The sequence below is a fragment of the Amaricoccus macauensis genome, assembly GCF_049800915.1.
Classification (GTDB): Bacteria; Pseudomonadota; Alphaproteobacteria; order Rhodobacterales; family Rhodobacteraceae; genus Amaricoccus; species Amaricoccus macauensis_A.
On sequence record NZ_JBNAFY010000004.1, the window covers coordinates 469775 to 492985 of the forward strand.

Annotated in this window: 23 protein-coding genes; 12 read left to right on the top strand and 11 right to left on the bottom strand. The window is 64.0% G+C overall.

Annotated elements, in window-relative coordinates; all coding sequences use genetic code 11:
• Positions 1 to 60 precede the first annotated feature (60 nt).
• Positions 61 to 741 carry a TetR/AcrR family transcriptional regulator gene (locus tag ACP15W_RS12800; RefSeq protein WP_424933286.1) on the bottom strand — a complete coding sequence of 227 codons (681 nt, stop codon included), beginning with the start codon at positions 739 to 741 and terminating at the stop codon, positions 61 to 63.
• Positions 742 to 992: 251 nt separating this feature from the next.
• Here ACP15W_RS12800 and ACP15W_RS12805 point away from each other — a divergent pair, with 251 nt between their 5' ends.
• The 10 genes from ACP15W_RS12805 to ACP15W_RS12850 all read left to right on the top strand — a co-directional run bounded on the left by ACP15W_RS12805 (position 993) and on the right by ACP15W_RS12850 (position 11514).
• Positions 993 to 2012 carry a Bug family tripartite tricarboxylate transporter substrate binding protein gene (locus ACP15W_RS12805; protein ID WP_424933287.1) on the top strand — a complete coding sequence of 340 codons (1020 nt, stop codon included), beginning with the start codon at positions 993 to 995 and terminating at the stop codon, positions 2010 to 2012.
• Between the two features lie 63 nt (positions 2013 to 2075).
• Positions 2076 to 2561 (top strand): tripartite tricarboxylate transporter TctB family protein, encoded by a 486-nt coding sequence (locus ACP15W_RS12810; RefSeq protein WP_424933288.1) that lies wholly within the window; start codon positions 2076 to 2078, stop codon positions 2559 to 2561.
• Positions 2558 to 4081: a tripartite tricarboxylate transporter permease gene (locus ACP15W_RS12815; protein ID WP_424933289.1), complete on the top strand. Its 1524-nt coding sequence runs from the start codon at positions 2558 to 2560 to the stop codon at positions 4079 to 4081. The genes ACP15W_RS12810 and ACP15W_RS12815 overlap by 4 nt, the downstream gene beginning before the upstream one ends.
• The gene (locus ACP15W_RS12820) at positions 4074 to 4904 is read left to right on the top strand and encodes a sugar phosphate isomerase/epimerase family protein (RefSeq protein ID WP_424933290.1); all 831 of its coding nucleotides are present in this window, start codon (positions 4074 to 4076) and stop codon (positions 4902 to 4904) included. The genes ACP15W_RS12815 and ACP15W_RS12820 overlap by 8 nt, the downstream gene beginning before the upstream one ends.
• Positions 4901 to 6241 carry a mandelate racemase gene (locus ACP15W_RS12825; RefSeq protein WP_424933291.1) on the top strand — a complete coding sequence of 447 codons (1341 nt, stop codon included), beginning with the start codon at positions 4901 to 4903 and terminating at the stop codon, positions 6239 to 6241. The genes ACP15W_RS12820 and ACP15W_RS12825 overlap by 4 nt, the downstream gene beginning before the upstream one ends.
• 87 nt (positions 6242 to 6328) lie before the next feature.
• The gene (locus tag ACP15W_RS12830) at positions 6329 to 7489 is read left to right on the top strand and encodes a Gfo/Idh/MocA family protein (RefSeq protein WP_424933292.1); all 1161 of its coding nucleotides are present in this window, start codon (positions 6329 to 6331) and stop codon (positions 7487 to 7489) included.
• A complete protein-coding gene (locus ACP15W_RS12835) occupies positions 7486 to 8634 on the top strand; it encodes a dihydrodipicolinate synthase family protein (protein WP_424933293.1) in 1149 nt (382 codons plus the stop codon). Before ACP15W_RS12830 ends, ACP15W_RS12835 begins: the two co-directional genes overlap by 4 nt.
• Complete coding sequence (locus ACP15W_RS12840; protein ID WP_424933294.1) at positions 8631 to 9458, top strand: sugar phosphate isomerase/epimerase family protein; 828 nt, start codon at positions 8631 to 8633, stop codon at positions 9456 to 9458. The genes ACP15W_RS12835 and ACP15W_RS12840 overlap by 4 nt, the downstream gene beginning before the upstream one ends.
• A gap of 206 nt (positions 9459 to 9664) precedes the next feature.
• Positions 9665 to 10561 carry an NAD-dependent epimerase/dehydratase family protein gene (locus ACP15W_RS12845; protein ID WP_424933295.1) on the top strand — a complete coding sequence of 299 codons (897 nt, stop codon included), beginning with the start codon at positions 9665 to 9667 and terminating at the stop codon, positions 10559 to 10561.
• A complete protein-coding gene (locus ACP15W_RS12850; RefSeq protein WP_424933296.1) occupies positions 10558 to 11514 on the top strand; it encodes an NAD(P)-dependent oxidoreductase in 957 nt (318 codons plus the stop codon). The genes ACP15W_RS12845 and ACP15W_RS12850 overlap by 4 nt, the downstream gene beginning before the upstream one ends.
• Here ACP15W_RS12850 and ACP15W_RS12855 read toward each other — a convergent pair.
• The 9 genes from ACP15W_RS12855 to ACP15W_RS12895 form a co-directional block, all read right to left on the bottom strand.
• Positions 11511 to 12587 (bottom strand): 2Fe-2S iron-sulfur cluster-binding protein, encoded by a 1077-nt coding sequence (locus ACP15W_RS12855; protein ID WP_424933297.1) that lies wholly within the window; start codon positions 12585 to 12587, stop codon positions 11511 to 11513. The genes ACP15W_RS12850 and ACP15W_RS12855 overlap by 4 nt on opposite strands.
• 5 nt (positions 12588 to 12592) lie before the next feature.
• Complete coding sequence (locus tag ACP15W_RS12860) at positions 12593 to 13819, bottom strand: aromatic ring-hydroxylating oxygenase subunit alpha (protein WP_424933298.1); 1227 nt, start codon at positions 13817 to 13819, stop codon at positions 12593 to 12595.
• A gap of 375 nt (positions 13820 to 14194) precedes the next feature.
• Positions 14195 to 14917, bottom strand: a complete 723-nt coding sequence (locus ACP15W_RS12865) for a NapC/NirT family cytochrome c (RefSeq protein ID WP_424933299.1) — start codon at positions 14915 to 14917, stop codon at positions 14195 to 14197.
• Positions 14918 to 14945: 28 nt separating this feature from the next.
• Positions 14946 to 15386 carry a nitrate reductase cytochrome c-type subunit gene (locus ACP15W_RS12870; protein ID WP_424933300.1) on the bottom strand — a complete coding sequence of 147 codons (441 nt, stop codon included), beginning with the start codon at positions 15384 to 15386 and terminating at the stop codon, positions 14946 to 14948.
• Positions 15387 to 15407: 21 nt separating this feature from the next.
• The gene (gene napH / locus ACP15W_RS12875; protein ID WP_424933301.1) at positions 15408 to 16325 is read right to left on the bottom strand and encodes a quinol dehydrogenase ferredoxin subunit NapH; all 918 of its coding nucleotides are present in this window, start codon (positions 16323 to 16325) and stop codon (positions 15408 to 15410) included.
• Positions 16322 to 17140, bottom strand: a complete 819-nt coding sequence (gene napG, locus ACP15W_RS12880; protein WP_424933302.1) for a ferredoxin-type protein NapG — start codon at positions 17138 to 17140, stop codon at positions 16322 to 16324. Before napG ends, napH begins: the two co-directional genes overlap by 4 nt.
• 24 nt (positions 17141 to 17164) lie before the next feature.
• Positions 17165 to 19651, bottom strand: coding sequence for a nitrate reductase catalytic subunit NapA (napA, locus tag ACP15W_RS12885; protein ID WP_424933410.1), 2487 nt, complete (start codon positions 19649 to 19651; stop codon positions 17165 to 17167).
• 22 nt (positions 19652 to 19673) lie between these two features.
• The gene (locus ACP15W_RS12890) at positions 19674 to 19955 is read right to left on the bottom strand and encodes a chaperone NapD (RefSeq protein WP_424933303.1); all 282 of its coding nucleotides are present in this window, start codon (positions 19953 to 19955) and stop codon (positions 19674 to 19676) included.
• On the bottom strand, positions 19952 to 20389 hold the full coding sequence (locus ACP15W_RS12895; RefSeq protein WP_424933304.1) for a ferredoxin-type protein NapF: 438 nt from the start codon (positions 20387 to 20389) through the stop codon (positions 19952 to 19954). Before ACP15W_RS12895 ends, ACP15W_RS12890 begins: the two co-directional genes overlap by 4 nt.
• Before the next feature lie 315 nt (positions 20390 to 20704).
• Here ACP15W_RS12895 and ACP15W_RS12900 point away from each other — a divergent pair, with 315 nt between their 5' ends.
• A complete protein-coding gene (locus tag ACP15W_RS12900; RefSeq protein WP_424933305.1) occupies positions 20705 to 20962 on the top strand; it encodes a hypothetical protein in 258 nt (85 codons plus the stop codon).
• A 9-nt stretch (positions 20963 to 20971) separates the two neighbouring features.
• Here ACP15W_RS12900 and ACP15W_RS12905 read toward each other — a convergent pair whose 3' ends face one another.
• Complete coding sequence (locus tag ACP15W_RS12905; protein ID WP_424933306.1) at positions 20972 to 21727, bottom strand: sulfite exporter TauE/SafE family protein; 756 nt, start codon at positions 21725 to 21727, stop codon at positions 20972 to 20974.
• A 398-nt stretch (positions 21728 to 22125) separates the two neighbouring features.
• On the opposite strand from ACP15W_RS12905, the gene ACP15W_RS12910 reads away from it, so the two are divergent.
• Positions 22126 to 23166: a substrate-binding domain-containing protein gene (locus ACP15W_RS12910; protein WP_424933307.1), complete on the top strand. Its 1041-nt coding sequence runs from the start codon at positions 22126 to 22128 to the stop codon at positions 23164 to 23166.
• Positions 23167 to 23211: the final 45 nt, after the last annotated feature.

The following is a 23211-nucleotide window of genomic DNA, read 5'->3' on the forward strand; positions in this document are numbered from 1 at the left end:
ATACCGGGAAGCGGCAGCTTCAGGCATCCAGCGCGCGATGGCGGCGCACCGGAACAGGCATCAGTTCCTGTTTTCTGGTGAGTCGGAAGCGTGACTCCTGTCCTTGAGGAAGGCGAGAACCATGTCGGCCGATCCATCCGCATGGCGCTTGAGCCATTCCTCGTCGATCGGAGCCTGAAACACGGCACGAAGCGTGTGCAGGTTCGAGATCGGGAAATAGCATAGTGAGGCAATATAGATGTAGAACTCGACCGGATCGACGCCTTTACGGAAGATCCCCTGCGCGATGCCCTGCTTCAGGATTTCCCGGAGTTGATCGACGAGAACCGATTGTATTTCGGCTGCGTCATGCATCTCGCGAACGGTGGCACCGCCCCGGAGGTTCTCAGTGTTGAGCATCCGGATGAACCAGGGCTTGATTCGGAAATGCTCCATCGTGAAGTGAACGAGTGCGCGAACGGCTTCTTCGGGCTGGCGCATATCGAGATCAAGCTCTGCCTCGCCTTCGCGGATCTGCACATAGGCCTCGCGAAGTGCGGCAGCGTAGATCCCGTCCTTGTCGCCGAAATAATCGTAGATCATCGGCTTGCTGACACCGGCACGTTCGGCGATGCGATCCACGCGCGCGCCTGAGTGCCCCATCTCGCTGAACTCTTCCAACGCAGCTTGCAGAATGGCCGATCGCGTCAGCTTCGCATTGCGTCTTCTCGGCGGACGGGTCGCGGGCTCGGAACCAGGCATCACAATCCTCGGTGTGGCAAGGCAAGTGCGCCCACATCATACGGTATATTGACCGCAAAGCCACCGTTCACCGCCCGGACATGACGATTTTATTGCAGACACGAGCAGGTTTTCGACGTGTAATCGCCATGCGTTTGGCGCTGCCCCCCGGCGCGGAAATTCTTCGGAACGAACGCGAACCTGACTGTTGACAGGATGTTCCGCATCCACTTAACCTACCGTTCAGTAGATAAAATAGGGAGGAATGGCGCATGAGGACTCGCAAGGTAATTGCGCTTCTAGCGACAACATGTCTGATCGCCGGTTCGGCGGCCGCACAGGACTACAGTTGGCAACCAGATCGACCGATCAATATCATCGTGCCTTGGTCGGCCGGCGGCTCTACTGACCAGGTGACCCGCGTCGTTGCGCCGATCATCGAGGAAGCCCTCGGCACCGAAGTCGTTGTCGTGAACCAACCCGGCGCCTCGGGTTCGACCGGCACGAAGGCAGCACTCGACGCGCCGCGCGACGGCTATACCTGGACGGCGAACGCCATCGCCAACAACGCGACCTATGCCATAACCGGTCTGATCGAAGACACATCGATCGACGATTATCACATCTATCTGCACGTCGCGAACGCTCCGCTCGTGAGCGTCAACGCCGACACATCCTATGAGGATTTCGGCGCCCTGCTCGAGGCGATGGAGAGCGGCGAAGTCACGGTCGGCACCGCGGGGATCAACAGCTCGGGCGGCATGGCACTTGCAGCGATTCGCGAGGCCGCGGAAGGCGAATTGCCGGGTGCCCGCATGATCACCTATGACGGCGGAAACCCGGCCGTGATCGCGGCAGCCAGCGGTGAGGTGAACGCCACGACGCAGCTCGCGGTCGAACAGACCGAAATGGTGCGGGCAGGTCGCCTGCGGGCTCTGGCAGTCCTGTCTGATACGCCGCTTGAGGTCGAAGGAATCGATCCGGTTCCGCCCATCACGGAATTCATGCCGGATTTCGAGGTCGCCGCCGACTATTTCGGCGTGTTCATTCCGACCGGCGCGCCCCAGGAGGTCTATGACACCATGGATCAGATCTGGCAGGATCATGTGATGGAGGCGCAGGCCCTCAAGGACTACGCGAACGAGCGCGGTGCGATGTTCGCCCCGAGCTACGGCGATGCTGCGCGCGAAGTGGCGATGCCCGTCGTGATTTCGGAGGCGTGCGCGCGCGTGACCCGCGGAGAGGCCGTGCTCGATCCCTCGGAGATCGGCATCGACTGCCCCGGCAGCTGATATTTGGTGGTGGACCGCGAGCATGACGCTCCCGGTCCACGTGCCCCTCAAGAGGACTTCCAGATGCGCATGGCCCAGGCGGATCGTGTCTGTGCCGTCGTTCTCGCTTCCCTCGGGCTCGGGATGCTCGCAGGTGGCTGGACGATGGATCGGCTCGAAATCCGCAATATTCACCCCGCCTCTATTCCTGGCCTCGTGCCGATCATTCTCGGTGCCCTGATGACGCTTTGCGCGGCCCTGCTCTTTCGCTCGGCAGGGCGCGAGGGTCGCCATGGTGAGGAGCCTTTCCTTACGGGCGGATCCTGGCCGCGCCTGCTGGCAACGGGTGCAATCTGCACGATATACGCCCTCGTTCTCGTGGGTTGGCTCCCCTTCTTCTGGTCCACGGCGATTTTCGTGACGGCTTTCTGTGCGCTCTTTTCCTGGCCTTCCGATGCGGATGGCCGGGCAGCCGCGATCACCATCGCCCGCTCCGCCGCTTTCGGCGTCCTTGTCGCTTTCTGCACCGCGCTTCTTTTCGAACGGGTGTTCCTGGTGCGCCTTCCATGACCGGTCTCGCTGATCTCGCCGGCGCCTTCGGGCAGCTTCTCACGCCCACCATGCTCTTTCACGCGGCATGGGCGACATTGCTTGGTATCGTCATCGGCAGCCTGCCCGGCCTTACCGCGACCATGGGCGTCGCGCTCATGACAACACTCACCTATTCGCTGGACAGCACAACAGCGATCCTTGTGCTGATCTGCATGTATGTGGGCGCGATCTATGGCGGCTCGCGCAGCGCGATCCTGCTCAACATCCCCGGCACCCCGGCGAGCGCCGCAACCTCGCTCGACGGCTACCCGCTGGCGAAGGCGGGACGCGCCGGATACGCGATGGGTCTCGCCACCGCCGGCTCCGCGCTCGGCACTGTTGTCGGCATCCTGATGCTGGTGATGATCGCACCTCCGCTTGCCGAGGCCGCCCTGAATTTCGGCAGCTTCGAGTTCTTCTGGCTCGCAGTCTTCGGGATCCTCATTTCGGGCCAGCTGACAGCCGACACCACCCCGCTCAAGGGCTACATTGCGGGGCTTCTCGGGCTCATGATAGCGATGGTCGGCTCCGAAGGAATCCACGCCCATGTGCGCTTCTCCTTCGGCGTGCCGGATCTCTATGCCGGGATCGCACTCATCCCGGCCATGGTCGGCGCGTTTGGTTTCGCGGAAATCCTCACCGCGATGTGGAACAAGTCCGCGGAAATGGCCACGGGGAAGGACAAGAGCGACCGCACCCTGCCGCACATGGTCGATCTTTGGCGGCACAAAATCACCATCGTCCGCTCGGGCATCATCGGCACTCTGGTGGGCATCATTCCGGGTGTCGGGGAGGATATCGGCGCTTGGGCAAGCTATGCCGCCGCGCGCAAATCCTCGAAGGAGCCAGAGAAATACGGCCAGGGCAGTCACGAGGGACTGATCTCGGCGGAAACCGGAAACTCCGCCGTGGTGCCCGGTTCGCTGATCCCCGCCATCACGCTCGCCGTGCCGGGCTCCGCAAGTTCAGCCGTCTTGATCGCCGCGCTCTTCATTCACGGCATCCGTCCCGGCCCGCTGATCATGGTCGAACAACCGCAGTTCATCAGCCTCGTTGGCGCGATGCTCATCACCGCCACCGTGTTCATGGGGATCTTCGGTCTCACCCTGACACGCGCATTCGTTCAGGTGTTGAGAGTTCCCTATTCCTATCTCATGCCAGTGGTGTTCGTGCTCTGCGTGATCGGGACCTACGCGCTGAGCCAACGGACCTTCGATATCTGGATCATGGTCGGTTTCGGGCTGGTGGGTTTTGTCCTGCGCCAGATGAAATACCCCATGGCGCCGCTTGTGCTCGGGATCATTCTCGGCGATCTGCTCGATAAGAGCCTGCGCCGCGGCCTCACGCTCAGCGATGGCGATCTCACGCCATTCTTCACCCGACCGGTCTCAGCCTGCTTCGTCGCGATCATCGCACTGTCAATCCTCATGAATTTCGCCCCTGTCAGACGGCTTCTGGCACTGCCCTTCCGGCGTCTCATGGGACAACGCGATGCTTGACTACACGCTTTGCAACGAACTTCTCGCGGCCGAAGGCCTGGGACTGACCGAACAGGCGCATATCGCCCGGAAACTGGGATATGCGGGCCTCGAGATCGCACCGGGCACGCTCGGCCCTGAGCCGCACCTCTTGGGCGCGGAAGACGCCCGGCGCATCCGGGAAACCGTCGCGGCCGAAGGCATCGGCATCACCGGGCTTCACTGGCTCCTTGTGCCCTACCCGGAAGCCTCCATCACCGAGCCGGCGGCCCGGGGGGAGACACAGGACATCCTGATCGGGCTTGTCGATCTTTGCGCACAGCTCGGCGGGCGGGTCTGCGTCCATGGATCGCCCAAGCAGCGCCAACGCGCAGACGGCATGAGTGACGCGATGTTGATGGACTATCTCGCCGAGTTCTTCGCGCCCATCGCCAGCCATGCCGAAGCGCAAGGCGTGACCTATTGCATCGAGCCGCTCTCCACTGCCGAGACGGACGTGATCACGACGGTTTTGCAGGGCGCGGAATTGGTGCGCGCAGTGGGAAGTCCCGCCTTCCGCACCATGATCGACATCTCGGCCGCAGGCCAGGTCGAGCCCCCGGTGGCGGACCTCATCCGTGATTGGGTGCCTTCGGGGCTGCTCGGCCATATTCATGCCAATGACAGCAACCGGGGCGCTCCCGGAATGGGAGACGACCCGTTTCACCAGATCGTCGCCGCCATCCGCGAAACCGGCTGGGCACACCCGGTGGGGATCGAACCTTTCCGGACCCTCATCGATGCGAAGGTCACTTCCGCAACCGCCATCGCGACGCTCCGGGCCTGCGAAAGGGCGACGGCATGATGCGCGCGAGGATCGAAACGGCAGGCTGGTCCGAACGCCCCGTGGCGATGCGCCTGCCCTTCCAGTTCGGAAGCACCGAAGTGCGCGAAACAGCGGAAGCGCATTGCGAGTTGCGCTGCGTGATCGACGGGCGCGATGTGATCGGCCAATCGGCGCAGCTCATGGTTCCGCGCTGGTTCGACAAGCGCGCAGGTCTATCCAATTCCGAGACCATCGACGAGCTTCGGGCGACCGTGACTGCGGCGTGTGAACCCGCCATCGGCATGGAGGGTCCGGCTGTGGCGATCACGCGGGAGCTTCGATCCGAGGCCGCGCGCAAGCTGCCCCCCGAAACACCTGCCCTCGCCGCCGGGTTTGGTCCGGCGCTGGTGGAAATGGCATTGATCGACGCGATCTGCCGGGCAGCAGGGCTCGCCTTCTGGCAGGCTGCCCGGGAGGACGTCTTCGGGCTTGTCCCGAACTGTCCCGAGGATCTTGGCCCTGATGCGCTGCGCGCCTCGCTTTCGCGCATCACCCCACCCGAGACGATTGCCTTGCGGCACACGATCGGCTTCGACGCACCGCTCTTGCGCAGCGAGGTCGGTGCCGATGCCCCAAGGGACGGGCTGCCTGTCTCGGTCGAGGAGGTCATCGTGGCTACGGGGATTTCTGCCTTCAAGATCAAGCTGAAGGGCGCACCGGAGGCCGATCTCGCGCGCCTCCGCGCGATAGCCTCGGTGATCGACAGGCTGCCCAGCCACAGCGTGACGCTCGATGCCAACGAGCAGTATGCCGTCGCTCCTTTTTGCGAGTTTCTCGATGGCCTGGTGAACGATGCTGCGCTGGCGCGGCTCCGAGCGGGGCTGCGCTTTGTCGAACAGCCTTTCGCGCGGGAGACGGCCCTTGAGGAGCCGGTCGAGGCCGCCCTGCCTCTCGTCATCGACGAGAGCGACGATGCGGAGGACTCCTTTGCCCGTGCACTGAAGCTCGGCTGGGCCGGCACCTCCATCAAGAGTTGTAAAGGGGTTCTGCGTGCGCTCATCAATCGTGCGCGGGCGGACGCGGCGGGCGCGATCCTGTCGGGCGAGGATCTGACTTGCCAGCCCGGCCTCTGCTGGCAGCAGGACACGGCGATGGCCGCAGCCTGCGGAGTGCAGGACGTCGAACGCAACGGCCATCATTTCGCCGGCGGCATGCAGGGCGCATCAGCCGAGGAAATCGAGGCACGCTTGGCAGCCCATGCAGATATCTACACCCGCTCGGGTTCTGCCCCGGCATTGAAACTTGAGCACGGCGAGGTCGCGATAGCGTCTCTCGGCAAACCGGGTTTTGGCAACATTATCAAAGAAACGAACTGAAATGACAGGCGAATTGACATATGGTCACGGCTTAATCTACCAATTGGTAGGTTTTGACGAATGCCGATTCGAAGGGAGAGACGAACAATGAAGACCGAGCGCATCGGCATCATCATGCATGGCGTCACGGGCCGGATGGGAATGAACCAGCACCTGATCCGCTCGGTTCTCACCATTCGCGAACAGGGGGGTGTCGTCCTTTCCGACGGAACGCGCCTCATGCCTGATCCGATCATCGTCGGGCGCAACGCCGACAAGATCGAGGCGCTCGCGAAGGCACACGGCGTTGAGCGGTTCACCACCGATCTCGATGCCGCGCTGGCCAACCCCGACGACACGGTCTTCTTCGATGCCGCCAGCACCCAGATGCGGCCGGGCCTCCTGCGGCGGGCCATCGATGCGGGCAAGCATGTCTATTCCGAGAAACCCGTAAGCGAGGGACTGGAGGATGCGGTCTCCATCGCCCGGCACGCCAAGACCAAGGGCGTGAAGAACGGGATCGTCCACGACAAGCTCGATCTCCCCGGCCTGATCAAGCTCAAGCGACTGCGCGACAGCGGCTTCTTCGGCCGGATCCTGAGCGTGAAGGGCGAGTTCGGCTACTGGGTCTTCGAGGGCGACTGGATGCCTGCCCAGCGCCCCTCCTGGAACTACCGCGTCGAGGATGGCGGCGGCATGGTCTCGGACATGCTCTGCCACTGGCGCTATGTGCTCGACAACGTTGTGGCCCCGGTGAAATCGGTGAGTTGCTACGCGCCGACGCATATCCCGACACGCTGGGACGAGGCGGGGGCCCCCTACGATTGCACCGCGGACGATGCCGCCTACGCGACCTTCCTGCTTGATGGGCCTGAGGGCGAGATCGTGGCCCATATCAACTCGAGCTGGTGCACCCGCGTGCGCCGCGACGACCTCGTGACCTTCCAGGTGGACGGCACCCATGGCTCGGCGGTGGCGGGGCTGCATTCCTGCGTCAGCCAGCACCGCGCCAACACGCCAAAGCCCGTGTGGAACCCCGACGAGCCCAACGAACTCGACTTCTACGAAGGTTGGGAAGAAGTGCCGGACAACATGATCTTCGACAACGGCTTCAAGGTGCAGTGGGAGCAGTTCCTGCGCCACGTGGTCGAGGATGCGCCTTGGTCCTACACGCTGGAAGAAGGCGCCAAGGGCGTGCAACTGGCCGAGGCCGGGTATCTCAGCTCGAAGGAACGGCGCTGGGTCGATCTGGAGGATCTGGGAATATGAGCGGCACGACACTCAACCTGCCGGGCGGCGCCGTCACTCTGAAGGCCGGCCCGCCCCAGGAGGCCGGGAACGGCTGGAACCGCACCGCCTACGCGGCCACCCATGTGGTAATGGATCCGCTGGCCGAATGCGACCCATGGCTTGACGCACCAATCGACTGGGACCGAACGCTCGCCTTCCGAGAGTATCTCTGGGGCCTCGGCTTCGGGGTGGCCGAAGCAATGGACACCGCCCAGCGCGGAATGGGTCTCGACTGGCCGACATCGCTGGAACTGATCCAGCGCGCCACGAAGATGGCGCAGGCAGGCGGCCACCTGATCGCGAGCGGCGCGGGAACAGATCACCTTGCGCCGGGGCCGGACGTTACACTCGACGACGTGATCCGTGCCTATGAGGAGCAATGCGAAGCGGTCGAAGCCGCGGGCTCCCGCGTGATCCTCATGGCAAGCCGTGCGCTTGCCAGGGTGGCGAAAGGCCCTGAGGACTACGCGAAGGTCTACGGCCGGGTGCTCTCCGGGCTCTCGCAGCCGGCGATCCTTCACTGGCTGGGCGAGGCCTTCGACCCGGCGCTGGAAGGCTACTGGGGCTCGGGCGATCACATGGCGGCAATGGAAACCGCGATTTCCATCATCACCGACAATGCCGAGAAGGTCGACGGCATCAAGATTAGCCTGCTGTCGGCGGAGAAGGAAATCGCCATGCGTCGCCGCCTGCCGCAAGGCACGCTGATGTACACCGGTGACGACTTCAACTATCCCGAACTGATCGCCGGCGACGATCAGGGGCACTCCCATGCCCTGCTCGGGATTTTCGACCCCATTGCGGGGGCGGCGGCGCGCGCACTCTCGCAGCTCTCCGACGGGGACCGCGCTGGCTATGACGCGACCTTCGCGCCAACGGTGCCGCTCTCGCGTCATATCTTCAAGGCCCCCACCCGCTTCTACAAGACGGGCGTGGTCTTCATGGCCTATCTCAACGGGCATCAGGATCATTTCACCATGGTCGGCGGACAGGAAAGCGCGCGCTCGACGCGACACCTTGCCGATATTGTCCGAATGGCGAATGACGCGGGCCTCTTCGCGGACCCGGAGGAAGTGGCGGCGCGCGCAAGACCCGTCTTTGCCGCGCGTGGCGTGGCGGCATGAACGGGGTCGGCCCAGAGCGTCTCTCGCTCAACACCGCCACGGTGCGGGCGCAGTGGGATCTCGCGCAATGCATCGAGGGCTGCGCGCGTCACGGGATCGGCGGCATCTCCCCCTGGCGCGACAAGCTCCACGAGATGGGCGTCGAGGCCGCGGCGAAGGCGATCCGCGCTGCGGGGCTCCGGGTCTCCGGGCTCTGTCGCGGCGGCTGGTTCACCTCAACCGGAGCGGTGGACAAGAACGTGATCGAGGACAACCGGCGTGCGGTGGATGAGGCCGCCGCACTGGAGGCCGATTGCCTTGTGATGGTGGTGGGCGGGCTTCCGGAGGGCAGCCGCGATTTGCCGAAGGCGTGGGCATTGGTCGAGGAAGGTCTCGAGAAGACACTCGACTATGCGCGCACGCAAGGGGTGAAGATCGCCATCGAGCCGCTGCATCCGATGTATGCTGCCGACCGTGCCTGCGTGAACACGCTGGGACAGGCGCTCGACATCTGCGACCGGCTGGGCGAGGGCATCGGCTGTGCGGTGGATGTCTATCACGTCTGGTGGGACCCGGACCTGGAAGCGCAACTCGAGCGTGCCGGAATGGCACGGATCATGGCGTTCCACCTCTGCGACTGGCTGGTGCCGACACGCGATCTGCTCAATGATCGGGGCATGATGGGCGACGGGGTGATCGACCTGCCCCGCCTGCGTGCGCTTGTCGAGAAGAACGGATTTGAAGGCTTGAACGAGGTCGAGATCTTTTCGACGGAAAACTGGTGGAAACGGGACGGCGACGACGTCCTTGCCACCATGGTTGAGCGGGGGCGCACGGTCTGCTGATGAGAACCGGCCGCAGTATTCTTGGCGGTTCCGGTTTGACAGACCCCTCCCACCGCACCCGGCGGCGAAGCCGGGACCGGCCGCGTCCGCCTGACTCCCCCCAGAGGCGGACGCGGCCCATTCTCACCCCCGAGATAACGAGTTGAACTCACCTGCGCCGCGGCAGAGGATGCCGCACAAACACGAGTGCGACGAGGGAGGAGATCATGCGCATCCTGTTCACCGGCGGTTCCGGCAAGGCCGGGCGCCACGCCTGCCGCTACCTACGCGATCAGGGGCACCGCGTCGTCAATGTGGATCTGGTTCCGCTCGACGAGCCGGGTATCGAAAACCTTCGCGCCGATATCACGGATGCGGGTCAGGTCTTCAACGCGCTGACCTCCTATGCCGGTTTCGACGAGCTCGAGCCCGGCACCGGGGTGCCGCGCTTCGACGCGGTGGTGCATTTCGCCGCCATTCCCCGCATCCTGATCGAGCCGGACAACGAGACCTTCCGGGTCAACACGATGGGCACCTATAACGTGATCGAGGCAGCGGTGAAGCTCGGCATCCGCAAGATCGTTTTCGCCTCATCGGAGACGACTTACGGGATCTGCTTCGCCGATGGGCGCGCCGATCCCGACTATCTGCCGGTCGATGAAGAATACGACATCAATCCGCCAGACAGCTATGCGCTCAGCAAGGTCGTGAACGAGAAGACCGCCCGCGCCTTCCACACCCGCTCGGGCGCCGACATTTACGGACTTCGCATCGGCAACGTGATCGAACCGCATGAATACGAGACGCTGTTTCCGGGCTTCTTCGCGCATCCCGAGACCCGGCGCCGCAACATCTTCTGCTACATCGACGCCCGCGATCTGGGCCAGATCGTCGATCGCTGCTTGAAGACCGATGGCCTCGGCTTCCAGGTGTTCAACGCGGGCAACGACACCAACGGCATGAACCTCACCAATGCCGAGATCCTCGAACGGTTCTTTCCGGGCGTCCCGGTCAAACGCGAGCTCGAGCCGCATGAAGCACTTTATTCCAACCTGAAGATCCGCGAGATGCTCGGTTTCCGCGAAGAACACGATTGGCGCAAATACGTGCCGGAGGAAAAATGATGACGAAACCTGTCGTAGGCTTCATCGGTGTGGGCCTCATGGGCCACGGAATGGCCAAGAACATCCTCGCGGCGGGCTATCCGTTGGTGGTGATGGCGCATCGAAACCGCGGACCGGTCGAGGATCTGGTGAGCCTTGGCGCCACTGAAGCGGCGAGCGTTGCGGAACTCGCAGGCCAGTGCGAGGTCATCCACATCTGCGTCTCCGGCAGCCCGCAGGTCGAGGCCGTGATCCGCAGCGAGGGTGGCATTGCAGCCCACGCCACCGAAGGCACGATCATCGTCGATTGCTCGACCTCCAATCCGGTCAGTACGCTGCAACTGGCGGAGGAGCTTTCCGCACGCGGTATTACGCTCGTTGATGCGCCGCTCGGGCGCACGCCGAAAGAGGCCGAGGCCGGCACGCTCGACGCCATGGTGGGTGCGGACGACGAGACTTTCGCGAAGGTCGAGCCGATCATAAGCACTTGGGCGGGCAACATCTTGCGCCTGGGGCCCGTGGGCGCGGGCCACAAGATGAAGCTCGTCAACAACTTCGTTTCCCTGGGCTATGCTGCCCTCTATTCCGAAGCGCTGGCGATCGCGCGCAAGTCCGGCCTCAGCATCGAGCAGTTCCATTCGGTGATCGGCACGAGCCGCATGGCAAACGGCTTCTACGACACGTTCATGAAATGGTCGGTGGATCGCGATCCTGACGCGCACAAGTTCTCGATCACCAACGCCCACAAGGACATGCGCTACCTCTCTTCCCTCGCTCTGGACGTGGGCGCGGCGAATCCGGTGCAGGCCACGGTGCGCAATGCCTTCGCCACAATGGAGGCCGCGGGCGAAGGTGAACGCTACCTGCCAATGCTCGCCGACTTCATCGCCGCGCAGAACGGCTTGCCGGAACCCGAGGGCTCGACCCTGAGGGCAAACAACGAGACCGCTTCGGCCGGAATGCCGTTGGACTAGATATCCACCGTTACCGATCCGATGGGGTGTGAGCAGCAGGCGAGTATATAGCCCTCGGCGATGTCATCCTCCGAGATGCCACCGTTGTGGACCATGTGCACCTCGCCCGCGAGTTTCCTGACCTTGCAGGTACCGCACACCCCGAAGGTGCACCCCGAGGGGATGTTGAGCCCGGCCGCGCGCGTGGCCGCGAGAATGGTCTCGGTCTCCGCGCAACGGGTGGTCCGGTCGGAGGCCGCGAAGACGATCTCGGCCAGCGCCTCCTCGTCGGGCACCACATCGTCGATTTCGGGTACGTCCGCATCGGTGGCGGCGGGGGCCTGAAAGCTCTCCTGATGGTAGCGGTCCATGTCGTAGCCAAGGCCCTGTAGGGCCTCGCGCACCGCCTGCATGAAGGGCTCGGGGCCGCAGCAGAACACCTCGCGCTCCAGATAGTCCGACGCCATGAGGCCCAGCATGAGCTGGTTGAACATGCCCTGAAAACCGGTCCATGGGCGGTAGCGGTCCGGCCCCTCCACGACCCAGCGCAGGCTGATGCCCGGCACGCGGGACGCCATGTGTTCCAGTCGTTCGCGAAAGATGATCTCCGAGGGTCGCCGGGCACAGTTGACGAAGACCACATCTGGCTCGACGCCGAGGTCGAACATGTAGGTCGTCATGGCCATCATCGGCGTGATGCCCGAGCCCGCCGAGATGAAGAGATATTTTTCCGCCGGATGAGCGAGATGGGAGAACACGCCGGACGGTCCCAAGGCCCTGAGCTGTGAGCCGGGCACGAGGTTGTCGAGCATCCAGCGTGTCCCGATGGAGTCGAGTTGCGCCTTGGTCGTGATCGAGATGGACCGGGGCCGCGACGGCGAGGAGGAGATCGTGTAGGTGCGGTAGAGCGGCCCCCCAGGCACGGGCAGTTCGAGGGTCAGGAACTGGCCGGGCAGATAGTCGAAAAGCGCCCCAGATGGCGCCCGGAAGGTGAACGTCGCGGTGTTTGGTCCCTCTGGCACCACGGTGACACATTCGAGCGGTTCGGCGTCGCTCCAGATTGCCCGTGAGGGAAGTCCGCTGAGATCGTTCATGCCCCCTACTCCGCCGCGACGGATAGCGCGGGGGTCCGCGCTGCCATCGTGTCACAATACCAGTCCACGAACTGGATCACGCCGCTTTCCTGGATCTGGGAATAGGGCCCCGGTGCATAGGCCGGCGAGTTCACGCCCTGCTGGTTGTCCTCGACCACGCGGCGGTCCTCGTCATTGGTGGCGATCCAGACCTCGGTGAGCCGCTTGAGGTCGTAGTCCCGCCCCTCGACCGCATCCTTGTGAACAAGCCACTTGGTAGTGACCTCGGTTTCGGTGGCCGAGATCGGGGTCACGCGGAAGACGACGGAATGATCGGGCAGAAAGTGGTTCCAGGTGGTGGGATAGTGGAACTTCATCAGCGGACCCGCGTCGGGCAGCGGCAGGCGCCCGAGCGGCCGGGTGGCCGCGACCTTCCCATCGAGCGTGTAGCTCCGGGCGCCCGGTTTCAGCGGCATCCGCACGAGGCGATACTGCCCGTCGTCCGAAAGATGGAACCGGGAGCGCAGACCCATGGCCTCGCAGCGGTTCACATGGGCCTCGAGTCGCCCCGAGGACACACCGTCGAGGCCGATGCCGGTGATGCCCGGATCGTCGTCATAGGTGATGCACAGCGAGGGGTGGTTGCCGCCGCAGTGGTAGCACTCGCGGTTGTTCTCCCAGACCAGCTTCCAGTTGCCGTTCTCGATGATGGAGGATTCGTGGGCGACCTTGGCATTGGCCAGGTCGTGTGGGGCGAGGTAGGGCCGCGCCACCTCGGCGAACGCATTGAAATCGGGCGGATTCTCGGCAAGGCAGATATAGACTAGCCCGCAGAGATCACGGCAGGCCACGGGCTTGAGACCATGAGCCTTCGCGTCGAAATCCGCTCCCATGTCGCGCGCCCAGAGGAGGCTGCCGTCAAGCTCGTAGGTCCACTGGTGATAGGGGCAGACGAGCTTGGGCGCATTGCCCTTCGCCGCCTTGCAGAGCACCGAGCCGCGATGGCGGCAGGTGTTGTGGAACGCGCGGATCTCCCCGTCGCTGCCGCGCACGATGACCACGCGATAGTCGCCGACCTTATGGGTCACGTAGCTGCCGGGTTTGGGCAATTCGCAGGCCGGTATGGCAAAGAGCCATTCGCGATAGAAGATGGTTTCGAGATCGGCCTGGAAGATATCCGGGTCGGTGTAGAACGGGCGCTCCAGCGCATGGCCCTGGCGACGCGTGGCCAGCAGATCGGCAAGCCGGTTCATGATCTTCGCAAACTCCTGCAACGGTTGACATACCTGCCGAAGACGGCTGCCCGACCGGGAAATACGCCATGAAATCACGCGCACCATGGCCGGGCGCGGATCCCTTCCGATACCTGGCAGACGGCACTGCCCGGTTCGGTAAAATGTCGGCGAATTCCCAGAGTGCGGACGGATCCGTTCCCTGCAACTCCGGTTCTAGCGCCCAGTTTTCCGCGCATTCCGCTCGAAAACGACCTCGGCTGAAGCGAAACCGCCCGCGCCGCGTTTTCACGTGGGCGGGCGGGCCGTTATCCCTGATTTCCGGGTATGGAAACGATATGGAATCCGTATGGAATCGATATGGCTACCTGTATGGTTCCGGGCCGAACATCGAGGTCAGCCGTCGGTGCGGCTTTCGAGATAGCTGCGGATGTTCGCGCTGATCGACTTGTCCCCGTCATGAGGCTGATCGAGCCCCGCGCTGTGCCCGCCCTCGAGATCCTCGGTCACCTCCCGGTATTCCTCGAGATAGCCCGCGGGAAGCCCGTGCGCGATGCCCTGGTGGCAGTCGATGCAGGTCATGTTGGTGTCGATGGCCTTCTGGTGTTCGGCGGCGGCGCGGTTCTCCTGGATGGTGAAATCCATGTATTCGAAGGCATGGCAGTTGCGGCACTCGCGGCTGTCGCTCTTCTTCATCTTCACCCAGACGGCGCTCGCCATGTGCAGCCGGTGCTCGTCGTATTTCTCCACCGTGTTAATCGTGCCCATGATCTCGTGATAGACATCCTTCACGGCCATGATCTTGGCCTTCACCTTGTGCTGCCATTCGTGGGGCACATGACAATCGGAGCAGATCGCCCGCACGCCGGAGTGGTTGTTGTAATGGACGGTCTCGGTATATTCGTCGAAGTTCCGCGTCATGCTGTGGCAGGAGACGCAGAATTTCTCGGTGTTGGTTCCCTCGAGCGACCAGTGGAATCCCCCCCAGAACAGGATGCCGCCGAGAAATCCCGCGATCAGCAGGAAACCGAGACTGAAGGCGCCGGACGGGCTCCAGAAGCCTTTCCAGACGCGGCGGATGAAGCCGAAAAGACCGCCGCCGTTGTTGTTCTCTGACATCTTGTTCATTCCCTGCTTGGCGGTTCTGTCAGCGGTTGGCGGATGGCTCGAAGGTGTTCCCGACCAGTTCGGGCGCATTCGCCTGCGGCACATGGCACTGGTTGCAGAACCAGCGCGTGCCGGCGATGTGGTCGAGCTCGTTGCCTTCGCGGTCGAGGTAGTGGGTCATGGAGAGGGTGGGCGCACCACGATCCCCGGCATTGGTCCAGTCATGGCAGCTCAGGCACTGGTTGGCGTGCTTGTCGATCTGATACTGGTCGATGGAATGCGGAATGAGCGGCGGCTGCTGCCGGTATTCGCGGTTGAAGCGATGGGTCTCCTGCTGGAACACCCGCTCCGGGGCCGGGGTTTCGTCGACCGGGACGCCACGAAGCGAGGTCACCCCATCCGTGGTCTGGGAGAGGCCCATCCCTCCGACGACAAGGGATGTCGCCAGGGTCAGGATACCTGCGAGGAGTGGAAGTCTCATGGTGCTTCTCCGTGGCTCGGTTCAGGCTGCTGTTCGCGCGGGAGGCTCCGTGGGAGCGGGCGCATCTGTCGGGGGTTTGACGCGGGTATCGAAGCGATCGGTGAACGCGAAGACATTGACCGAGCAGACGTCGATGCAGCGTCCGCAATTCGTGCAATCGGGCGAGAGGATCAGGGGCGTTTCTCCGGGCTTGCCCTTCAGCGCAGGCGAGATGACCTGGGATTCCGGACAGACCGCGTAGCAATCCATGCAGTTGTCGCAATCGACCCGGTTTCGCGCGCTGACCCGCAGGACGCTCTTGGTTCCCACGAGGCTGTAGAAGGCGCCGACCGGACAGAGGTGCCCGCACCAGCCGCGCCGGGCGACAAGCAGGTCGAAGAGGAAGATGCCCGCGACCATGGCCCATACGAACCCCATGCCGAAGACAAGCCCGCGATGGAGCATGGTAACGGGGTTGATGATCTCCCAGGCGATGGTTCCGGTGACCGCCGAGACGGCAAAGACGGTGCCCAAGAGCCAGTAGCGGGTGGAGCGCTTCGGCTGCCAGCCCTTCTGGAGCCCCAGCCGTTCGTGCAGCCAGTGCGCGCCGTCCGTCACGGGATTGATTGGGCAGACCCAGGAGCAGTAGACCCGCCCGCCGATCAGGGCATAGACCACAAGCACGATCACCGCACCGATGAGAGCGGTCAGTTCGGGCCAGTGGCCGCCCGCAACGCCCTGGAGCAGGACCAGCGGATCGGTCAGGGGGATCACCCCGAAGGTCCGCGACCCGGCCAGCGTTCCGGCCACCCACCAGATCCCGAACCATGGCCCGAGAAGAAAGAGCGCAAGGAAGAACAGCTGGCTCGCGCGGCGCAGGATCAGGTAGCGATGCGCGCCGAACCAGCCCTTGAGTTCGATCGCTTCCTGCCCGACGGGAAGTCTCGACTTCTCGCTCATTCGCCCGCTCCGGGCAGTTTGAAGGCCGGTTCGAACGCGCCTGCGGCGGGCAGGTCGCCCATGGGTGCCGTCGGCATCCGGTCGGGCAGGTCGATGATTCCCTCGACCACGGGCGCGCCCTTGAGCTCCTTTTCTTCCCAGCCCTTCCGGTAGTGCTCAGCCGAGGACCCGCGGGCCAGCCGCACGGGCAGGACCTTGATTGCCGCTTCGGGCAGGACGCAGCTTTTTTCGCAGACGCCGCAGCCGGTGCAGTGCTCGGCCCAGACGGTGGGGGCGAAGATCGCATGATGGCCGGAGCGGTCGTTGTGCGAAAGCTCCAGCGTAATTGCCTTGTCGATCGCCGGACAGACCCGGTAGCAGACATCGCAACGCAGGCCGAGAAAGTTGAGGCAGTTCTCCTGATCAACGAGCACGGCGGTGCCCATGCGCGCATCGTCGATCTCGTCGAGTGCCGGATCCAGTGCGCCCGTCGGGCAGGCCGCGACGCAGGGAATGTCGTCGCACATCTCGCATGGCACGTCGCGGGCCGTGAAATAGGGCGTGCCGGTGGCCGGCCCGTCCTCACCGAGTTCCGCCAGTTTCAGAGTGTCATAGGGGCAATCCCGCACGCAAAGCCCGCAGCGGATGCAGGCAGCGAGAAAGTTTTCTTCCGGCAGCGCACCGGGCGGGCGCAGCGCCTCGGCGGGAAGCGCGCGGGCATCCCGCGTGACATAGGCCAGGAATGAGCCCGCGACCGCACAGCCGCCGACCATCCGCGCGGTATCCGTGAGGAACCGGCGGCGGTCGCGTTGGCGGGGAGTGGTGTTCGCGGACATGGCGGTGCCGTGGGGTCGATGGGATCAAACGCGCTCGACCTTGCAGGCGCATTTCTTGAAGTCGGTCTCCTTCGAGAGCGGGCAGGTCGCATCGAGCGTCAGCTTGTTGATAAGCTGCCCCTCGTCGAACCACGGCACGAAGACGAGGCCCTTGGGGGGCTTGTTGCGCCCGCGCGTCTCGACCCTGCTGATCATCTCGCCGCGCCGCGTGGAGATCACGATCTCCTGGCCCCGGCGCAGACCGCGATCGGTGGCGTCCTCGGGATGCATGAACACCACGGCCGCCGGGAAGGCCCGGTGAAGTTCGGGCACGCGTCGGGTCATCGAACCGGAATGCCAGTGTTCGAGCACGCGCCCCGTGCTGAGCCAGAGATCGAATTCCTCGTCCGGCACTTCGGCGGCCGGCTCGAAGGGGGCGAAGATGATCTTCGCCTTGCCGTCCTTGTGGCCGTAGAACTCGACCTCCGCCCCTTCGGCGACATAGGGGTCGTAACCCTCGCGGAAGCGGTAGAGCGTCTCCTGCCCGTCGACCACCGGCCAGCGCAGGCCGCGCGCCTGGTGATACTGCTCGAAGGGCGCGAGATCGTGGCCGTGGCCGCGTCCGAAGCGGGCGTATTCCTCGAACAGCCCCTTCTGGACATAGAAGCCGAAATGCTCGCTCTCGGCATTGGCGAAGCCTTCTGCCGTCTCCGAGACCGGGAACTGGTTCACCTGGCCGTTCTCGTAGAGCACCTCGAACAGCGTCTTGCCGGCCAGCTCGGGCATCTTCGCGATCAGGTCCTCGCCCCAGGTCTCCTCGACCGTGAAGCGCTTGGAGAACTCCATGAGCTGCCAGAGATCGGACTTCGCCTCGCCCGGCGCATTCACCTGCTGGCGCCAGAACTGGGTGCGTCGCTCGGCATTGCCGTAGGCGCCTTCCTTCTCGACCCACATGGCGGTGGGCAGGATCAGGTCGGCGGTCATTGTCGTCACGGTCGGATAGGGATCGGAGACGGCGATGAAGTTCTCGGGGTTGCGGTAGCCCGGCAGCCCCTCCTCGTTCATGTTGGGCGCCGCCTGCATGTTGTTGTTGCACTGGACCCAATAGGCGTTGAGCGTGCCGTCCTTCAGCGCCCGGTTCTGCGCCACAGCATGGAGGCCGACCTTGTCGGGGATCGTGCCTTCGGGGATCTTCCAGATTTCCTCGGTGTGGCGGCGGTGTTCCTCGTTGGTCACGACAAGGTCGGCGGGCAGGCGGTGGGCGAAGGTGCCGACCTCGCGAGCGGTGCCGCAGGCCGAAGGCTGGCCGGTGAGCGAGAAGGGCGAGTTGCCGGGCTCGGAGATCTTACCCGTGAGCAGGTGGATGTTGTAGCAGAGCCCGTTGGCCCAGGAGCCGCGGGTGTGCTGGTTGAAGCCCATGGTCCAGAGCGACATCACCTTGCGGTTCGGATCGGCGTATTGCTGGGCCAGTGCCTCGAGCTGGTGGGCGGGCACGCCGCTCAGTTCCGAGACGTGATCGACGGTGTATTCCGAGACGGCGGCGGCATATTCGTCGAAGGAGATCGGGGTCAGTTCGCCCGAATTCGGGTTCTCCGCCTGCTCCTGGAGCGGGTTCGTGTCGCGCAGGCCGTAGCCGATGTCCGTCGCGGTCCTGGTGAAGTTCACATGCTTGTCGACGAAGTCCTGGTTCACCGCGCCGTTCTCGATGATGTAGTTCGCGATGTAGTTCAGGATCGCGAGGTCGGTCTGCGGCGCGAAGACGATGCCGTTGTCGGCAAGCTCGAAACTCCGGTGCTCGAATGTCGAGAGCACGTGGACCTGGCAGCCTTCCTTGGTGAGGCGGGTGTCCGTCAGGCGCGACCAAAGGATGGGGTGCATCTCGGCCATGTTCGAGCCCCAGAGCACGAAGGTGTCCGCGGCCTCGAGGTCGTCATAGCAGCCCATCGGCTCGTCGATGCCGAAGGCGCGCATGAAGCCTACGACCGCAGAGGCCATGCAGTGGCGCGCGTTGGGGTCGATGTTGTTGGAGCGAAAGCCCGCCTTCATCAGCTTGGACGCGGCATAGCCTTCCCAGACCGTCCACTGGCCCGAGCCGAACATGCCCACGGAGGTCGGCCCCTTCTGGGCCAGGGCCTCCTTCCACTTCCCGGCCATCACGTCGAAGGCCTCGTTCCAGCTCACCGGCTCGAACTCGCCGTTCTTGTCGTAGACGCCGTTGCGCTTGCGCAGGAGCGGGGTGGTGAGCCGGTCCTGACCATACATGATCTTGGAGAGGAAATAGCCCTTGATGCAGTTGAGCCCGCGGTTGACCGGCGCGTCGGGGTCGCCCTGGGTCGCGACGACACGGCCTTCCTTGGTGCCGACCAGGACCGAACAGCCGGTGCCGCAGAACCGGCAGGGCGCCTTGTCCCAGCGGATGTCGGAGGTCTGCAACTGCGCCAGCGCCGGCGCGCCGGGCAAAGTCACGCCTGCCGCGGAAGCCGTGGCGACCGCAGCGCTGGTTTTGAGAAACGTCCGGCGGGATTCCGACATGCTCATCTTCAGGTGCTCCAGTTCATGGGGTGCTGCTTTGGGCAACCGGCTCCGGCCGGGTTTCCCGCGCGTCCAGGTCTTCGAAATGGTGGTAGGTGAGAGTGACGGAGATCACGCCGCCGATCTGGTGGATCGCCATGATGGTTTCGGACGCGCGTTGGATGGCGGTATCCTCGACGACAACGACGAGACGGCCATCCTCGGTGACGGCGTGGACCTCGACGCCGTCCATGGCCTCGGCTTCCGCGCGCACGCGCTCGGCGGTTCCGGGAGCCGCGCTGACAAGGCATCCGCAGATATTCATCGCACGACCTCCAGCCGGGGCTCCGGTTCGGATTGCGGCTTTGGAACAAGGGATGTGGCACCGGCTGGACAGACCGCGATGCAGGCGCCGCATCCGGTGCAGCTTTCGGTATCGAGCACGGGTTGCGCCCTGCCCCCGGTTGCAAGCCGGAAGCGGATGGCGCGCGTTTCGCAGGCGTCCTCGCAACTCCGGCAGAAGATCCCGTTGAGAGAAAAACAACTCTCGGAAATCGCGGCGATCCAAGGCCAGTCGGCAATACGCTCCACGCTCAGCGCCTCGGTCGGGCAGGCCCTCGCGCAATCGCCACAGAAGGTGCAGGCACCAAGAGCCGGATCGAGGATGATGCCGTCGCGCGCATCCTTTCGGATGATGCCCTCCGGACAGACCGAGACGCAGTCTCCGCATTGCGTGCAGTCCCGCTCGAAAGCACTCACGCTCGCCCCTGGCGGGCGTACCGCCCTGCTCTTGCGAAAATTTCCCCGAAGGAAACTTCTCCGACTGGTCTGGGTGGCCATTCTGGCTGCCTTCGCGCACGTATCCGAATACCACTAGTATTTTCGGCGAACCGGGCTCGCTTTGACTAAAATCAAGGCAGGCGACAAAATTCACAGGCACGAATCGCGCAGCGCGCCGCACCCTCTCAGGGGGCGTGAAAAAGATGTGCGGAATGCGCAGGGTCCCGAGCCGGGCGGGCCGGTCGGCGCGGGCTGATCCGAGCCGATTGGCCTGGCCCCCGATGGAGAGGACGCATGCTAGAAATCCTGGGTATCATCGCCGGCAACATCCTGAGCCTACCGGGAATTCTCGGGCTCGCGCTGGGCATGACGACACGGAGCTTCCCGCTCGGCTGCGGCATGGGCGCCTTTATCGGCATGCTTTCGACCCTCATCTTCGTGGGCTTCGGCTTCGCCGCGATCGAGCCCCTGGAGCTGGTGATCGCCGTGGTGATCGGCATCATGGCCGGCGCGCTCGGCACTCTGATCCGCCGCTATGGTGCGACGGTCTGAGCCGGCGCACTAGCCGCTGAAGACCACCTCGTAGATGAGCTTCATCGAGATCAGGAACAGGGCGATCTCCACGAAGATGTAGAAGATCCGCTCGGGCAGCACATGGGTCAGCCAGTAACCTGTGCGCGCACCCCCCAGTGCGACCACCGCGAGCAGCGCCATGACCCAGGCCGCTTCGAGGCGAAGCTGCCCGGCCATGATGTAGGTCGGCAGTTTCGCAAGATTGACGATGGCGAAGAAGAGCGTCGAGGTACCGACGAAGACGAGCTTGTCGAGCTTCTGCGGCAGGACATAGGCCTGAAACGGCGGTCCGCCCGAGTGCGAGACATAGCTCGTGAGCCCGCTCAGCGCCCCCCAGAACAGCCCCCGCGGCACATCCGCCGGGCGTGGTGGCAGCGGCGTCTTGCGCATCCGCTTGATCAGCACGTCGGCCAGATACCAGAGCCCCACCCCGGCCACGAGGAGCTTGATGACATCCTCCGAGACCCGCTCCACCATCAGGTAGCCCAGGATGACACCGATCAACCCGGCCGGGATAAGAATGGCGAGGTTGCGCTTCGAGAAGTTGCGCCGGAAGAGCCAGACCGCGTAGCTGTCGCTGATCAGGTAGATCGGCAGCATCAGCCCCGCGGCCAGGGTCGGCGGCATGACGGTGGAGAGGATCGGCACCACGAGCGGCCCGGCGATGGCGAGCCCGCCCTTCGAAAGCCCGACGATGAAGGCGGCGATCGTCGCAGCGATCCAGAAATACAGATTGAACTCCACGCGCCGCACCCACCCCTCTGGTCAGCCCGGTCACCACCGGGTTCCGAACTCTCGTCACTCACGTCTTGGCGGATAGCCATCGCAGCGCCTGTGGGCAATGGCGGGGGTGCCGAAAACCGCTGCTGTCGATAAGGGGAAACAGTCAAACGCCCGTCCGGCGCTCAATTAATCGCACGCCATCCGATGATTTATGTATACATGAATTGTCGAATCAGAACCCGGCCCTCGATGATTTGGTCTGGTCCGACGCTGCGCAGCGATGGGAGGAGGACGCCCATGCGATTTCATGACGAAAGAAGGCGCCTCGGTGGCAGGGCCGCACCGAGGACGCCGATTGCAAACAACGCGGACAGCCATGCGTTGCGGCGCGCCCGTCTTTCGCACCGACAGGAGGAAGAATGACCACCGCCAGATTTACCGTCACAGCTCTCGCACTCGCGGCTGCTTCCGCGGCTTCGGCCCAATCCCGGGACCAGATCCACATCGTGGGCTCATCGACGGTCTTTCCCTACACGCAGGTCGTCGCGGAGCGGTTTGCGAAGGTCACCGGCGCGCCGGCTCCCATCGTCGAATCCACCGGCACGGGCGGCGGGATGCAGATTTTCTGCCAGGGCCTGGGCGAGGAATACCCGGACATCACCAATGCCTCGCGGGCAATGACCTTCGAGGAATACGAGCTTTGCCAGCGGAACGGCGTCACCAGCATCAGCGAGGCGGAAATCGGCTATGACGGCCTTTCGATCGCGATGTCGAACAAGGACAGCTTCGATTGGGACCTCTCGCTTGGCGAGGTCTATCTCGCTCTCGCCGCGCAGGTTCCGGTCGACGGGGAGTGGGTGGACAACCCCTTCACGAGCTGGGCCGAGGTCAACCCGCGCCTGCCCGATCAGGAGATCCTCGCCTATGGCCCCCCATCGACCTCCGGCACCCGCGACGCCTTCGTCGAGCTTGCCATGCATGTGGGCTGCCAGCAGCTCGACTTCGTGACGGAAGGCGGCTTCGACGCGGATTGGGTCGAGGAGAACTGCACCGCCATGCGCGCGGACGGCCGCTTCGTGGAAACGGGCGAGGACGATACGGTGATCGTGGGCAAGATCGAGGAAGACGAAACCGCCATGGGCATCTTCGGCTTCTCCTTTCTCTACGAGAACCGCGATACGCTGAAGGCCGTGAGCATCGAAGGGATCGCGCCCAGCATCGAAACGATCACGCTTCACACCTATCCGATCTCGCGGCCCCTCTTCTTCTACGTCAAGAACCACCACCGCGAGGCGATCCCCCATCTCGAGGCCTTCCTCGGCGAATACATGTCCGACGATGCGCTCAAGCCTGGCGGCTACCTCGCCGAGCACGGGCTGGTTCCCATTGGCGAAGACCGTTTCATGGTCGATGTCCAGATGTCGGTTCTCACGGGCGAGCGGATGGACGTGCCGGATTAGTCCACTTTGGCGGTCGCCGGAGCCGATAGGGCGACCTTTACCGCG

Bases quoted from the DNA above. Each gene is read 5' to 3' on its own strand.
- ACP15W_RS12800 (WP_424933286.1), bottom strand. From the start codon at position 741: ATGCCTGGTTCCGAGCCCGCGACCCGTCCGCCGAGAAGACGCAATGCG.
- ACP15W_RS12805 (WP_424933287.1), top strand. From the start codon at position 993: ATGAGGACTCGCAAGGTAATTGCGCTTCTAGCGACAACATGTCTGATC.
- ACP15W_RS12810 (WP_424933288.1), top strand. From the start codon at position 2,076: ATGCGCATGGCCCAGGCGGATCGTGTCTGTGCCGTCGTTCTCGCTTCC.
- ACP15W_RS12815 (WP_424933289.1), top strand. From the start codon at position 2,558: ATGACCGGTCTCGCTGATCTCGCCGGCGCCTTCGGGCAGCTTCTCACG.
- ACP15W_RS12820 (WP_424933290.1), top strand. From the start codon at position 4,074: ATGCTTGACTACACGCTTTGCAACGAACTTCTCGCGGCCGAAGGCCTG.
- ACP15W_RS12825 (WP_424933291.1), top strand. From the start codon at position 4,901: ATGATGCGCGCGAGGATCGAAACGGCAGGCTGGTCCGAACGCCCCGTG.
- ACP15W_RS12830 (WP_424933292.1), top strand. From the start codon at position 6,329: ATGAAGACCGAGCGCATCGGCATCATCATGCATGGCGTCACGGGCCGG.
- ACP15W_RS12835 (WP_424933293.1), top strand. From the start codon at position 7,486: ATGAGCGGCACGACACTCAACCTGCCGGGCGGCGCCGTCACTCTGAAG.
- ACP15W_RS12840 (WP_424933294.1), top strand. From the start codon at position 8,631: ATGAACGGGGTCGGCCCAGAGCGTCTCTCGCTCAACACCGCCACGGTG.
- ACP15W_RS12845 (WP_424933295.1), top strand. From the start codon at position 9,665: ATGCGCATCCTGTTCACCGGCGGTTCCGGCAAGGCCGGGCGCCACGCC.
- ACP15W_RS12850 (WP_424933296.1), top strand. From the start codon at position 10,558: ATGATGACGAAACCTGTCGTAGGCTTCATCGGTGTGGGCCTCATGGGC.
- ACP15W_RS12855 (WP_424933297.1), bottom strand. From the start codon at position 12,587: ATGAACGATCTCAGCGGACTTCCCTCACGGGCAATCTGGAGCGACGCC.
- ACP15W_RS12860 (WP_424933298.1), bottom strand. From the start codon at position 13,819: ATGAACCGGCTTGCCGATCTGCTGGCCACGCGTCGCCAGGGCCATGCG.
- ACP15W_RS12865 (WP_424933299.1), bottom strand. From the start codon at position 14,917: ATGTCAGAGAACAACAACGGCGGCGGTCTTTTCGGCTTCATCCGCCGC.
- ACP15W_RS12870 (WP_424933300.1), bottom strand. From the start codon at position 15,386: ATGAGACTTCCACTCCTCGCAGGTATCCTGACCCTGGCGACATCCCTT.
- napH (WP_424933301.1), bottom strand. From the start codon at position 16,325: ATGAGCGAGAAGTCGAGACTTCCCGTCGGGCAGGAAGCGATCGAACTC.
- napG (WP_424933302.1), bottom strand. From the start codon at position 17,140: ATGTCCGCGAACACCACTCCCCGCCAACGCGACCGCCGCCGGTTCCTC.
- napA (WP_424933410.1), bottom strand. From the start codon at position 19,651: ATGTCGGAATCCCGCCGGACGTTTCTCAAAACCAGCGCTGCGGTCGCC.
- ACP15W_RS12890 (WP_424933303.1), bottom strand. From the start codon at position 19,955: ATGAATATCTGCGGATGCCTTGTCAGCGCGGCTCCCGGAACCGCCGAG.
- ACP15W_RS12900 (WP_424933305.1), top strand. From the start codon at position 20,705: ATGCTAGAAATCCTGGGTATCATCGCCGGCAACATCCTGAGCCTACCG.
- ACP15W_RS12910 (WP_424933307.1), top strand. From the start codon at position 22,126: ATGACCACCGCCAGATTTACCGTCACAGCTCTCGCACTCGCGGCTGCT.